An 11457-nucleotide genomic window follows, 5' to 3' on the forward strand; every position below is an offset into this window, starting at 1 on the left:
GTGAGCTCATGTTTACCATGATTAATTAGCAGGAAATTCAATGCGCATTTGGGGTAAGTTTTTTGGGTTTGTCATTGGATTTATGGCGGGCAAATTTTTTGGCGCTTTAATCGGTTTATGGCTGGGGCATGCTTTTGATAAACGGGCAGGGTTGGCCGATTTAGTGCGCAAAGGACATGAGAGGCAAGCTCAATTTTTTAACACTACATTTATGGTGATGGGTCATGTTGCTAAAGCATCTGGACACGTAACCGATGTGGATATTCGCATTGCTACTATGCTGATGGACCAAATGAAGCTCACCGGTGATGCGAGGCGTGATGCACAAGCGGCCTTCAGAGCTGGTCGAGATGCACAATTTGATTTGGTTAAAACCTTGCAAGAATTTCGAGCTATGGCGCAAGGCCGTCGTGAAATTCTACAAATGTTTTTAGAAATACAAATTCAAACAGCGCTTTCAGATGGTGAATTACACAGTAAAGAAAAACAAATTTTATCCACAGTTGCCAAAGAGTTAGGTTTGGGGCAAGCTCACTTAGACGCACTACTTAGTCGTTGGCAAGCTGAGTTTCATCATCACCAGTCTGGCAAAGGCAACAATATGCAGTTGGATGATGCGTATTCTTTACTGGGTAAGCAAGAGTCCTCCAGTGACCAAGAGATTAAACGTGCTTATCGTAAATTAATGAATGAACATCACCCTGATAAGTTACTTGCAAAAGGCTTACCTGAAGAAATGATGGAGCTTGCTAAATCTAAAGCCCAAGATATTCAATCTGCGTATGAAACGGTTAAAGCGTCAAGAGGGATGCGTTAGTATTCGATTAATGCGGTATTTACCGTGTTTTGCTTATGACATTGGTTGTTGTACATGGAGTTACACATGAAATTACGTTCTTTTATTTGTGCGCTATCTTTATCCGCTGTGGCTTTGCCTGCAAGTGCCGAGATATATGTATCACCTTTTGGCGGCTACAGTTTTGGTACATCTGAATTTGATATTTCAGAAGTGAGTACCGATGAAACTGGCAAACTGAAAATATCAGAATCAGAGCACTATGGTGTCATGATAGGTACAACCACAAAAGATCCTGGCAATATCTACTTCCTTTATAGTACACAAGCGACAGATGTTAGAAGTGGCGCATTTAGTGATGAAATTTTTAATGAACTGGATGTCGATTATTTCCATTTAGGTGGCAGTCTATATTTCCCTAATGGCAAATTTAAACCTTACGTCACTGCCACTGTCGGTGCAACTCATCTTAGACCAAGCGGTAACTACTCATCTGAAACGCGATTTTCAATGGGATTTGGTGGCGGTGCAGCATTTGAAATAACTCCACAAGTTGCTTTATTTGCTGATGTGAGAGGTTATGCCACCTTTATAAATTCCGATAACACCTTCCTTTGTGGTCCTAATGAATGTCTTTGGCATATTTCGGGAGATGTTATGTGGCAAGGGCAAGCGAATGTGGGTTTAGAGGTTAGATTCTAAAAACGCTTTTTAGCACGGTTAAATTCAAGCACTGTAAAATTATAGGTGGGTGAGCGAGTATGAAAATTGTAGTGCTTGATGGTTATACGCTTAACCCAGGCGACCTAAGTTGGGATGCGCTTTCACAGTTCGGGGATATAGAGGTTTTTGAGCACACTGTACATGATCAAATCATTTCTCGAAGTCGTGATGCCGATATAATACTAACCAATAAAGCCGTTATAACGAACAAGGTTATTGAGCATTGCCCAAAGCTTAAATATATCGGTGTGACGGCAACAGGAACCAATGTCGTTGATATGACTGCGGCCAGTTCCCGTAATATCGTTGTGACGAATGTGCCAGCATATGGTCCTGATGCAGTTGCGCAAATGGTGTTTGCTCTTATTTTGCAGCATAGCCAGCAAGTGTCTTTGCATGATGAGGCGGTTAAGCAAGGTCAATGGTCGAATGCGAGAGATTTTTGTTTTACCTTATCACCATTAATGTCACTAAAAGGCAAAACCATTGGCATTGTGGGTTATGGGGATATTGGTCAACAGGTTGCTACATTGGCCTTAGCATTCAATATGAACGTCATTATTACTAGTGGCTCAAAGAAAACCAATTTACCTCTTAATGTAAGTTGGCAACCCTTAGAGTTATTACTGACTCAAGCTGATATTGTTTCATTGCATTGCCCGCTAAATGAGACGACAGATAAACTCATTAACAGTCAGAGTTTAGGTTTGTTAAAACCTGGTGCGTTATTAGTCAACACAGCTAGAGGCGGTTTGATTGATGAGGATGCACTGGCATTAGCGCTAAATCAGCGTAAGTTATTTGCCGCTGTGGATGTGCTTTCGACTGAACCCCCAGCAAAAGATAACCCCTTATTATCAGCTAACAATATTGTCATTACTCCGCATATTGCTTGGGCGACGATAGAAGCTAGACAAAACCTGTTAACAATAGCAGTTAATAACATAGAACAATTTTTACAGGGCAAGCCTTGCCATCAAGTTAACTAGACTTTGCTGGATAAATTAACACGGTCTGCAAAATGTAGTGATAACCAACAATCATAAAAAAGCCTAACAACAGATGTTAGGCTTTTTTAATTTTAAAGCTACCGTCATTTAGCTAATGTCACTTAGTTAATGCCAGTAAGCTCAATGTCGGCAAGAGAGAGGCCATAAGTCGTCAAGCCCTAGGTAATCACGTTTACTTTTGCAGCTGCTCGTTTAGCTTTAGCTATTGCTAAATCAATATCGGTATCTCTAGCTAATGCAACGCCTAATCTTCTGCGGCCGTCGATATCTGGCTTACCAAATAACTTAACTTGAGTATCAGGCTCAACTAATGCGTTGGCAACGCCTTGGTAGCGAATATTATCTGAGCTACCTTCAGCTAAAATGACTGCAGAAGCACTCGAACCATGTTGCTTAATTTGCGTAATAGGTAAGCCCAAAATCGCACGTACATGTAGCGCAAATTCTGATTCATCTTGGCTAATTAACGTCACCAGTCCGGTATCGTGTGGACGAGGAGATACTTCTGAAAAATACACATCATCGCCTTTAATGAATAATTCAACGCCAAATAAGCCGAAACCGCCTAATGCCTTGACTACCGCTTGGCCGATTTCTTGCGATTTTGCTAATGCAATGGCTGACATGGCTTGCGGTTGCCATGATTCACGGTAATCGCCGTCTTCTTGTCGATGACCAATTGGGGCACAATAATGAATACCGTTGACTGCACTGATGGTGAGTAAGGTAATTTCATAGTCAAAATCCACAAAGCCCTCGACAATGACGCGCCCACCGCCTGCACGGCCGCCTTCTTGAGCATATTGCCAAGCTTGTTCAATTTGCTGTGCTGATTTGATCACACTTTGGCCTTTGCCTGATGAACTCATGACGGGTTTTACCACGCAAGGCAAGCCAATATCTTCAATTGCTTTAGTAAATTCAGCTAAGGTATCGCAAAAATAATAAGGTGAAGTCGGGATACCTAAGGTTTCAGCTGCTAAACGTCTGATCCCTTCTCGATCCATCGTCAGCTGCGTTGCTTTGGCTGTAGGGATGATATTAATACCAGTGGCTTCAAGTTCCACTAAAGCTTGAGTAGCAATAGCTTCAATTTCTGGAATGACTAGATGAGGCTTTTCTAGCTCAATGACAGCTTTTAACGCCGCTTCATCCAACATATTTACCACATGACTTCGGTGTGCCACTTGCATGGCTGGTGCGTTAGGGTAACGGTCTACACCAATCACTTCTATTCCGTATCGTTGTAGCTCAATTGCTACCTCTTTGCCTAGTTCACCACATCCTAGCAGCATAGCTTTAATCGCACCTTCAGTACCGGCAGTACCAAAATCTAATGGGGTCTTCGCGTTCATTGTTTTACCTTCTAGGAAACCTGTAGGGAGTTTGCTGCAGAATGTTAACTTGTATTCAAACTTGATTGATTAGCAAAGCCTATAAATGTGTAAAAGATCACGTGAAAAGAGTTATTTTTTTAACGAATAAACAGTGTTTTATGGTTATTTTATTGATATTCATGTGTTATCTTGAGGTTGCGTTTGTGTTGCGCTAATTGGTTGCGAATTGGTGAGGTTAACTTAAAACAATACTGGTTGGTTTTCTGGCTATGAGTCGATAGGAGAGTCATATGTTTTTGGATTATTTTGCATTAGGGCTGCTGTTTTTTGTAGCGCTGGTGATTTTTTACGGTGTGATTGCAATTCATGATATTCCCTATGAAATTGCCAAGAAACGTAATCACCCTCAGCAGGATGCATTGCATATAGCGGGTTGGGTGAGTCTTTTTACCATGCATGCAATTTGGCCATTTTTATGGATTTGGGCAACCTTGTATCGTGAAGATAGAGGCTGGGGATTTAGTAATGGTAAAAAGCGAGAGTTAATTCTTGAAGGTGAGGTACGCGAGTTAATGGAAAAGGTTGAAGATTTAAATCAGCGCTTAGCCTCTATTGAGACGCCAAAAACTGACAAGGTTTCAGAAAACACGACAGAACAACAACCTAAGCAAGAGGTGTAATCATGGATCTACTACTGATTTTAACTTACACCGCGTTTTGTGTAGCAATATTCAAGATATTTAAGATTCCATTAACCAAATGGACAGTACCGACAGCAGTATTAGGCGGTATTGTGTTAATTGGTACACTGCTAATCTTAATGAACTACAACCACCCTTATACTCGTTTTGCACGTGAGTACTTTGTATCTATTCCAATCAACCCTGCTGTGCGTGGATTAGTGGTTGAAGTGAATGTGAAGCCTAATATTCCAGTGAAGAAAGGCGATGTTTTATTTAAAATAGACCCGACACCATTTATTGCTGCGGTTAAACAAAAGCAAGCAGCACTAGAAGATGCTAAGCAAGCAGTACCGCAATTAAAAGCATCTTGGGATAGTGCTATTGCTCGTGTAACTCAAGCAGAAGCTAATCGCGATAGAGCGAAATCAGCTTTTGAACGTTATGATGAAGGTAAGCGAAAAGGTGGTAAAAACTCGCCATTCTCAGAAATTGAACTCGATAACAAACGTCAGTCATATTTATCTGCTGAAGCACAGTTTAAAGCCGCTGAAGCAGAAGAAATTCGCTATCGATTGGCTTATCAATCCAATATTGATGGGGTGAATACCGATGTTGCGGTTATTCAAGCGCAACTAGAAGAGGCGCAATTTAATTTAGACAGTACAGAGGTACGTGCACCCGTTGACGGTGTTGTTACGCAAATGGCTCTTCGTCCTGGTGTAATGGCAGTGCCTATTCCCCTTAGACCTGCGATGACGTTTATACCTGATGAAGATAGATACTTTGCTGGTGCGTTTTGGCAAAACTCATTATTACGTCTTAAAGAAGGTGATGAAGCTGAAATTATTTTAGATGCAATGCCTGGGGTTGTTCATAAAGGCCGAGTAGCTAAGGTGTTACCAGCCATGGCTGAAGGTGAGTTACAGTTTGGCGGGGCACTTAGGTCTTCTAATCAATTGTTCCAGCGTGGTCGTGCTCTGGTATTGATTGAGCTTGACGATGAAAATGAATTGCTTAGAACATTACCTGCGGGTGTCGCTGGGCAATCTGCCATTTATACAGAGCATTTCACTCATGTATCGATTATTCGTAAAGTATTACTGCGTATGCAAGGTTGGTTGAACTACTTGTTTGCTGAAGGTCATTAACCGCTATTTTTCTGATACTGACGATAGTAGTAGTCAATCATGGCAATAGTAAATAGTGACGATAATTGAACCAGCGCCATAATAGATAGTCACGAGCTAACCTTATAGCAGTAAAATAAAAGTCCGCACTATGCGGACTTTTTGTTTTTGATTAAGTACCTTGAAGTTGTTTTAACACTTTGGTTACTTAGTTAACCTTAGGGCTAGGGGGAATAAGGCCAGTATATTGGTGATGGTTTTACTGGTTTCTACGACTTTCTCGTCGCCGCCAGATTCAAAATCAAACTCATCTGTTCCACGCCAGATAAGGCGGTTCTCTTTTGCATCGATGATGTCTACTTGAATAACTTGGATTTTCGCACTGTCACTACCGATTGGGATCCCCATACTGGTGCCCACACCGACACCACCGTGGCTCCCACTGGTGCCAGTGCCTAAACCAATCGATAACCCAGAGCTTTTAGGTTTATCTTTGGTTAAAAAGCCATAACTAACAGTAAAATCGCTATTTTCTTGTTGTTCAACAAACCCCTTAGCAGTGAGAGTAGAAAGAATATTTGCACGAATGCGTTCAGCGCTTAGTGGATCGCCTTGATCTGGCGTATCAATGAAATGGAACGTTTTTAGATCAGAGAAATCATACTTGGTATCATAATCAGACTGAACATTGGTGCTTTGGCAAGCCCCAAGACACAGTAGCATGGTAAATAACATCATATATCGATAAAACATAAACTCTCCATTAATTCGAACGTTTCAGACTGCAACTCATGCTTTAATGAAATGTTTTAAGCACAATGTAGTTATTAATTTAACGGCAGTTTGTTCATAAACTTACTGTTAGCTTAATGCAAATTCAGTGCTTTAACCAATGTTAGCGATGGCATGCTACTGATTAATTGATGAATAATTGTTTAGTTATATGGCAATCTGCTTATTTAATGCTAAGTTAGAATGATTATTGTGCAATACGAAAGAGGTTATGGAGCAACTCAGTTTTCTGTCGGTACCCAGTCCGTGTATAGGTGTGTGTCAAACAGATGCGCGCGGATATTGTGTGGGCTGCTTAAGAAACCGAGATGAACGTTTTAACTGGCTTCATTTTAGTGATGCGCAAAAGCACAATATTATTCGCTTATGTATACAGCGTAAACGTCGTAGGCAATATGCAAAATATAAAGCCCATCAAATAGCGGTAAAACAGCAGCAAGCCGAAGTTAACCCTCAATTTGATTTTGATGAAAAGCCAGATGATGACCTTGATTTTGGGGATTTTTCGTTAGATTAAACTCGTTGAGGTGTTTGATTTACCTTGGCCATATTAACGTAAAAGTCGTGGCCTCGTGGTCACTTTCTAACTTCACTTGTCCTTTATGGCGCTGCATTATTCGTTTAATAATCGCTAAGCCTAATCCGTGTCCTTTATTGCCTTTATGTTGAGATTTACTGCGATAAAATGGCTCAAAAAGTTTAGGCTGATCTTCTTCTGGGATAGCTTCACCATCATTGACTACCGCTAAATAGACTTGCCTTTCATCATAACTTAGATAGATATGAATATCGGTGTTGGCGTATCGTTGTGCGTTTGTCACTAGGTTCTGAATGGCCCGCTCGACAAGCGATGTTTCCGCCATAATACCCATGTTATTCATAGAGTGATGAAAGTGAATAGGTTTCTCATTCAATGGCTGCAGGCGGCTGACGAGATCCTCTGTAAGACTCACTAGCTCGCATTTTTCTAATGTCGGCTCTAGTTGAACCTCAAGGCTTGCATAGGTTAATAGCTCTTGCAGTAAGGTTTCCATTTCTTTTATGTCTAACTGCATTTCATCTAGAAAAGCTTGTCTGCGCTCTGCATCACTTTTAGGAAGGCAGTATTGAGGTAGAAGCGCTAAAGCAAACTTTAATCTCGCTAAAGGGGTTCTTATCTCGTGTGAGACTGCATTGGATAGGTGTTTCTGGTTCTCAATTAAGTCACTGATATGTTTTGCCATATCATTGAATGTATTGGCCAGTGGTGCAACCTGTGAACCTGCATTAAGTTCAATGCGAGTGTTCCACTTGGCCTCACCAAAGTTTTGGGTCGCTTTTTTTAATGTTTTAAGGTCTTTTGATAAAGGCCAAACCCAAATTAGCGCAACAAATGCGAGTAATAAATAAAAGAAAATGGTGAACAAGTTTCTAAGCTGCCCCCTAGGGTCAACATCCACAGGGCCAGCCATCAGGACTTGATCGCCTACAGCAATGAATTGCAGTTCATGATCTTTATCTGCTGTGGTGGTAATGATCTGATTGTCAGAGAACACCACTTCAGCACTGAGTGCTATTTCATGTTTTTCAAATAGTTGTAAGGGGTATGGGTATTTTTCGATGATCGCTTCTAGCTGCTGTTGTCGATCAGCTTTAGGTTGTTGCGCCAATAGAAGGGCAAAAGCGATTAAAGGCGAGTCTATGTTGTCGTGTTCGTCGACTTGTTGTTGCCAGAGGCTATCTAAAGTCCAGCCTATACCTAAAAAGCTTAAGCTTAATAATAGGTATAGGCTGATGAAGAGTCTTTTCAAAGTCTTCTATAACTCGATTAGTTATTCCACGCTTCCGGCGCGAATAAATAACCTTGTCCCCAAACAGTTTTAATTCTGAATGGTGTCTCAATACTGTCGCCTAGCTTTTTACGCAAACGCGAAATACGGACATCGATTTTTCTATCTTTACCATCAAAGTCAATATTAAGCAGGTATTGGTAAATATATTGACGACTCAACACTTGGCCCGCTTGTGATGCTAATAACCATAATAACTCAAACTCATGGCTAGTTAGGTCTACTTCCGTATTCCCCAAGCGAATAGCTTGAGTATGAGGATCAATACTTAATTTACCAAAACTTAAACAGTGTGACTCAGGTTTTGAAGGCTGTGCTTGACGGCGAAGTAAGTTATTGATTCTAGCTACTAATAAACTAGGATCAACAGGCTTCACTACGTAGTCGTCTGCACCCAATTCTAATCCTTTAATTTGATCTTCAGGTGAGCCTAATGCGCTCATTAATAAAATTGGACCTGCAAAATAGTCAGGTAATTTTTCACAAAGGCTTAATCCATCAAGTCCAGGTAGCATGATATCCAGTAAAATAATATCAGGCTTGTAACTAATTAATCGTGTTAGAACGGTATCGCCACGTCGCTCAACTTCAACGTGCATATCGTGTGACTTTAAATAGTCCACAATCAAATTGGCAAGACGAATATCATCTTCAACCAATAAAACTCTATGAGTTGATGGGGGTTGCCATTAAAATAAACTCCAAGGGTTTCGGTAACGTCGTCGAATTTTGGGCTCAGACGTTTTTGTGACTTTTAGGATTACTTCCGCCAGTTCATTATTATTGTTTTTATTTATTAAGATAAAATGAATATCTTCATTTGTACTTACTGATATTTGCAACGAGTGTTCATCAGTTGAATCACTACACCAGCGAGCAATAGGTTGGTAATTTGACTGGATACAAACCAATTGTTCGTTTTCGACCTGCCAATTTAGCTCAATGTCAATTTCACAAATACTATCATTTGCATCAATAAGACATAAACGAGGCGTAGCCGAAAGCTGTGCTTGCCCGATAAGCGTATCAGCTTTGGCAAAGAAAGCACTAAAAATCAGTATTAATATACCGAAAAGGTGATAGACCTTATGTTCTTTGAGGAACAAGGTTAGAACCTATATGCAGCTCCTGCAAAATAGGAGTTGGAGTAATCTTCATTTATTATTGGGCTGTCTATAATTTCATCTGCAAGTAGAGCATGGCGCAAAGCTAATAATAAGTCCCAACGCTCTGATATACGGTATCGCGTTGTTAATTCTATTGCTTTATTCCAGCCTGAACTTGGTTGGTATTGTTCACTCCAGTATGCATTTTCACTGGGGCGAATACCATAGTAATAATCAATGACTTCAGCGCTTTTCCATTCAGTTTCTAGAGTGAGATCAAAACGCCAATCACTCACAGCTAAAGAATAGTTCCAGCTAATATTTACTTCTTGCCCGTTATGGACATTCAGTAAGTCATGAGCGGCTGCGATTTTCAGCACGCCAAACTGGCCATACCAAAATAATTCAGCACCACCATATACGGTGAAGTTTCGACTTTCAAGTTCATTTAAAACAACGGGTTGCTCAACACTCTGTACTCCAAACCCTCCAATATTAGGTAGAGAAGAAACCGGGTCAGTATTAGCAGATTGAGGAAGAAAGATATTAGAAGGATCCCAGCGATAAAAAAAGCGCGTTCATCGCTATAGCTTGTTGCTAAGTTGATGGTAAAGGTTTCTTGTTCTGTTAGGGTATAGCCAAAATTAAAGTTGTCAAAAAACCAGCTTTCACCATAGTAAGCTATTGATGGTATTGCATATAATGGAATGTCGTCGTAATTGGCAATAGGATTAGTTTTATTGCCATAGCCAACTGCAACACTAATATCCCATTCACCTACAACAACGCAATCACCGTCAAGTTGACAAGGTTCATCCGCAATGGCAGGAAAAAGAATAAATTGTGATACAAATAAGGCAAAAAATAATCGATACATCAAAAACAAACAACCTATATTTATCAATTAAACCGATGAATAGGTGCTACTTTAACACCTATTTAATCAATGAAAAATTTGTTTAATTGATTTGATACAAACTGATACTTATGTTTGCTTGGTGTTGTTTAGGTTGTGCGTTGGTTCGTTTTTGGCTATATCAATGTTTTTGCAGGTTAAATGTTTTCTTTTGTCTCATCTGTTTTTGCTAGCTGACGTTGGCGTTGATAGCCCATTTCAATCAGTTGAGCATTGATGCAATCAGATACAAACTGTTGCCTTTCGTTTTTATCCACTTGTTCTTCTGTTGCTGTTGTTTCACAGGCGACAGTAAGTGAATTAACAATATCAATTGGCGCTTGCGTATTATTGGCTAAACTGGCTGAACTCACTATGAGTGATAATGAAATGAATGTATAAAAAGCTGGCTTTTTCATGTGTTGTCCTTTGAGAACTTATTATTGGTTTAAGGCCACTGTGACATCTTTTTTCATGGTTAACTCATTAAAATGTGGACAAATAATGTGAAGCATTTATCCACTTAAATTTACTAATGACTTAAGCTCGTTACGCTCATAGGTAGCCTTGTACGTTATTTAGTCAGCTTAAAATGGTTTTAGTTCAGTTTTAGATTAATAAACGCTATGGCAGCATCATTTAAGCAACGCTTAGAAATGTAATGCTTTAATGATTGAGTGGTTAATAAGAAGCCTTCATCGGTCTCTTTAGCACGACAGATATCTGTCCAAGGAAGAAGGTGATCAATATAGTTAGATTTAGAATGTATTCCCTGCTCATTAATCGTAATAGTAACGGGATTGTTGGCCGACTTACTGATCATTTGTCTCATTAGCCACCATGCGCGATTAAAGCGAACCTGTAATGCTTCAACGCCACCTAAACCAATAAAAAAGTAGGCAAGATAAGGTGTCACATCGGTGAATGTCATTAAAAATCCTGCAACAGTAAAAGCGATCGCTTTGAGATACCGTTTGGGACTTAAATTAACTTCGACAGATTGGTCGTAGGTTTCTTCAAAATGAGATTTATCAAGGATATATTCTTTAATGTAACTGAAACCGACGGTATTAGTGTCATCGGTTTCAGCAACATTATTAATAGTACTGGCTTCAGTTTGATTATGACTTTCAGACATATAAGGCTCTAATACAACAAA

15 protein-coding genes are annotated in these 11457 nt (G+C 40.0%); 6 read left to right on the forward strand and 9 right to left on the reverse strand.

What is annotated here, in order from left to right; all coding sequences use genetic code 11:
- Positions 1-40: 40 nt before the first annotated feature.
- The 3 genes from djlA to ACGEDC_RS14090 all read left to right on the forward strand — a co-directional run bounded on the left by djlA (position 41) and on the right by ACGEDC_RS14090 (position 2508).
- A complete protein-coding gene (gene djlA, locus ACGEDC_RS14080) occupies positions 41-817 on the forward strand; it encodes a co-chaperone DjlA (protein WP_055024313.1) in 777 nt (258 codons plus the stop codon).
- Positions 818-883: 66 nt separating this feature from the next.
- Positions 884-1498, forward strand: a complete 615-nt coding sequence (locus ACGEDC_RS14085) for an outer membrane beta-barrel protein (RefSeq protein WP_394493980.1) — start codon at positions 884-886, stop codon at positions 1496-1498.
- 59 nt (positions 1499-1557) lie between these two features.
- Positions 1558-2508, forward strand: coding sequence for a D-2-hydroxyacid dehydrogenase (locus ACGEDC_RS14090; RefSeq protein WP_394493982.1), 951 nt, complete (start codon positions 1558-1560; stop codon positions 2506-2508).
- Between the two features lie 179 nt (positions 2509-2687).
- Here ACGEDC_RS14090 and purT read toward each other — a convergent pair whose 3' ends face one another.
- A complete protein-coding gene (purT, locus tag ACGEDC_RS14095) occupies positions 2688-3884 on the reverse strand; it encodes a formate-dependent phosphoribosylglycinamide formyltransferase (RefSeq protein ID WP_119968861.1) in 1197 nt (398 codons plus the stop codon).
- 272 nt (positions 3885-4156) lie between these two features.
- Here purT and ACGEDC_RS14100 point away from each other — a divergent pair, with 272 nt between their 5' ends.
- Together ACGEDC_RS14100 and ACGEDC_RS14105 are read left to right on the forward strand one after the other, a co-directional pair.
- Positions 4157-4546 (forward strand): DUF3302 domain-containing protein, encoded by a 390-nt coding sequence (locus ACGEDC_RS14100; RefSeq protein WP_080915151.1) that lies wholly within the window; start codon positions 4157-4159, stop codon positions 4544-4546.
- 2 nt (positions 4547-4548) lie between these two features.
- Positions 4549-5697: an HlyD family secretion protein gene (locus ACGEDC_RS14105; protein ID WP_055024308.1), complete on the forward strand. Its 1149-nt coding sequence runs from the start codon at positions 4549-4551 to the stop codon at positions 5695-5697.
- A gap of 183 nt (positions 5698-5880) precedes the next feature.
- On the opposite strand, the gene ACGEDC_RS14110 is transcribed toward ACGEDC_RS14105, so the two are convergent.
- Positions 5881-6429: a DUF4136 domain-containing protein gene (locus ACGEDC_RS14110; protein WP_394493984.1), complete on the reverse strand. Its 549-nt coding sequence runs from the start codon at positions 6427-6429 to the stop codon at positions 5881-5883.
- 250 nt (positions 6430-6679) lie between these two features.
- On the opposite strand from ACGEDC_RS14110, the gene ACGEDC_RS14115 reads away from it, so the two are divergent.
- The gene (locus ACGEDC_RS14115; protein WP_065108980.1) at positions 6680-6985 is read left to right on the forward strand and encodes a DUF1289 domain-containing protein; all 306 of its coding nucleotides are present in this window, start codon (positions 6680-6682) and stop codon (positions 6983-6985) included.
- Between the two features lie 19 nt (positions 6986-7004).
- Here the strand turns inward: ACGEDC_RS14115 and ACGEDC_RS14120 are convergent, their stop codons facing one another.
- From ACGEDC_RS14120 to ACGEDC_RS14150, 7 genes are all read right to left on the reverse strand, one after another.
- A complete protein-coding gene (locus ACGEDC_RS14120; RefSeq protein WP_394493986.1) occupies positions 7005-8258 on the reverse strand; it encodes an ATP-binding protein in 1254 nt (417 codons plus the stop codon).
- 17 nt (positions 8259-8275) lie between these two features.
- Positions 8276-8956: a winged helix-turn-helix domain-containing protein gene (locus tag ACGEDC_RS14125; RefSeq protein WP_080915154.1), complete on the reverse strand. Its 681-nt coding sequence runs from the start codon at positions 8954-8956 to the stop codon at positions 8276-8278.
- 30 nt (positions 8957-8986) lie between these two features.
- Positions 8987-9403 (reverse strand): DUF3019 domain-containing protein, encoded by a 417-nt coding sequence (locus ACGEDC_RS14130; protein ID WP_065108982.1) that lies wholly within the window; start codon positions 9401-9403, stop codon positions 8987-8989.
- 2 nt (positions 9404-9405) lie between these two features.
- On the reverse strand, positions 9406-9948 hold the full coding sequence (locus ACGEDC_RS14135) for a MipA/OmpV family protein (RefSeq protein WP_338057699.1): 543 nt from the start codon (positions 9946-9948) through the stop codon (positions 9406-9408).
- Complete coding sequence (locus ACGEDC_RS14140) at positions 9852-10280, reverse strand: MipA/OmpV family protein (protein WP_394493989.1); 429 nt, start codon at positions 10278-10280, stop codon at positions 9852-9854. The genes ACGEDC_RS14135 and ACGEDC_RS14140 overlap by 97 nt, the downstream gene beginning before the upstream one ends.
- Before the next feature lie 176 nt (positions 10281-10456).
- Positions 10457-10717 (reverse strand): hypothetical protein, encoded by a 261-nt coding sequence (locus ACGEDC_RS14145; RefSeq protein WP_065108984.1) that lies wholly within the window; start codon positions 10715-10717, stop codon positions 10457-10459.
- A gap of 179 nt (positions 10718-10896) precedes the next feature.
- Positions 10897-11436: a YcxB family protein gene (locus ACGEDC_RS14150; protein WP_082419967.1), complete on the reverse strand. Its 540-nt coding sequence runs from the start codon at positions 11434-11436 to the stop codon at positions 10897-10899.
- Between the last annotated feature and the right edge of the window lie 21 nt (positions 11437-11457).

Origin of the sequence: Shewanella sp. ENK2 (assembly GCF_043568515.1) — a bacterium.
Taxonomy (GTDB): Bacteria; Pseudomonadota; Gammaproteobacteria; order Enterobacterales; family Shewanellaceae; genus Shewanella; species Shewanella japonica.

Excerpts from the sequence above, each read along its gene's own strand:
- djlA (WP_055024313.1), top strand. The coding sequence starts at position 41 with ATGCGCATTTGGGGTAAGTTTTTTGGGTTTGTCATTGGATTTATGGCG.
- ACGEDC_RS14085 (WP_394493980.1), top strand. The coding sequence starts at position 884 with ATGAAATTACGTTCTTTTATTTGTGCGCTATCTTTATCCGCTGTGGCT.
- ACGEDC_RS14090 (WP_394493982.1), top strand. The coding sequence starts at position 1,558 with ATGAAAATTGTAGTGCTTGATGGTTATACGCTTAACCCAGGCGACCTA.
- purT (WP_119968861.1), bottom strand. The coding sequence starts at position 3,884 with ATGAACGCGAAGACCCCATTAGATTTTGGTACTGCCGGTACTGAAGGT.
- ACGEDC_RS14100 (WP_080915151.1), top strand. The coding sequence starts at position 4,157 with ATGTTTTTGGATTATTTTGCATTAGGGCTGCTGTTTTTTGTAGCGCTG.
- ACGEDC_RS14105 (WP_055024308.1), top strand. The coding sequence starts at position 4,549 with ATGGATCTACTACTGATTTTAACTTACACCGCGTTTTGTGTAGCAATA.
- ACGEDC_RS14110 (WP_394493984.1), bottom strand. The coding sequence starts at position 6,429 with ATGTTTTATCGATATATGATGTTATTTACCATGCTACTGTGTCTTGGG.
- ACGEDC_RS14115 (WP_065108980.1), top strand. The coding sequence starts at position 6,680 with ATGGAGCAACTCAGTTTTCTGTCGGTACCCAGTCCGTGTATAGGTGTG.
- ACGEDC_RS14140 (WP_394493989.1), bottom strand. The coding sequence starts at position 10,280 with ATGTATCGATTATTTTTTGCCTTATTTGTATCACAATTTATTCTTTTT.
- ACGEDC_RS14145 (WP_065108984.1), bottom strand. The coding sequence starts at position 10,717 with ATGAAAAAGCCAGCTTTTTATACATTCATTTCATTATCACTCATAGTG.
- ACGEDC_RS14150 (WP_082419967.1), bottom strand. The coding sequence starts at position 11,436 with ATGTCTGAAAGTCATAATCAAACTGAAGCCAGTACTATTAATAATGTT.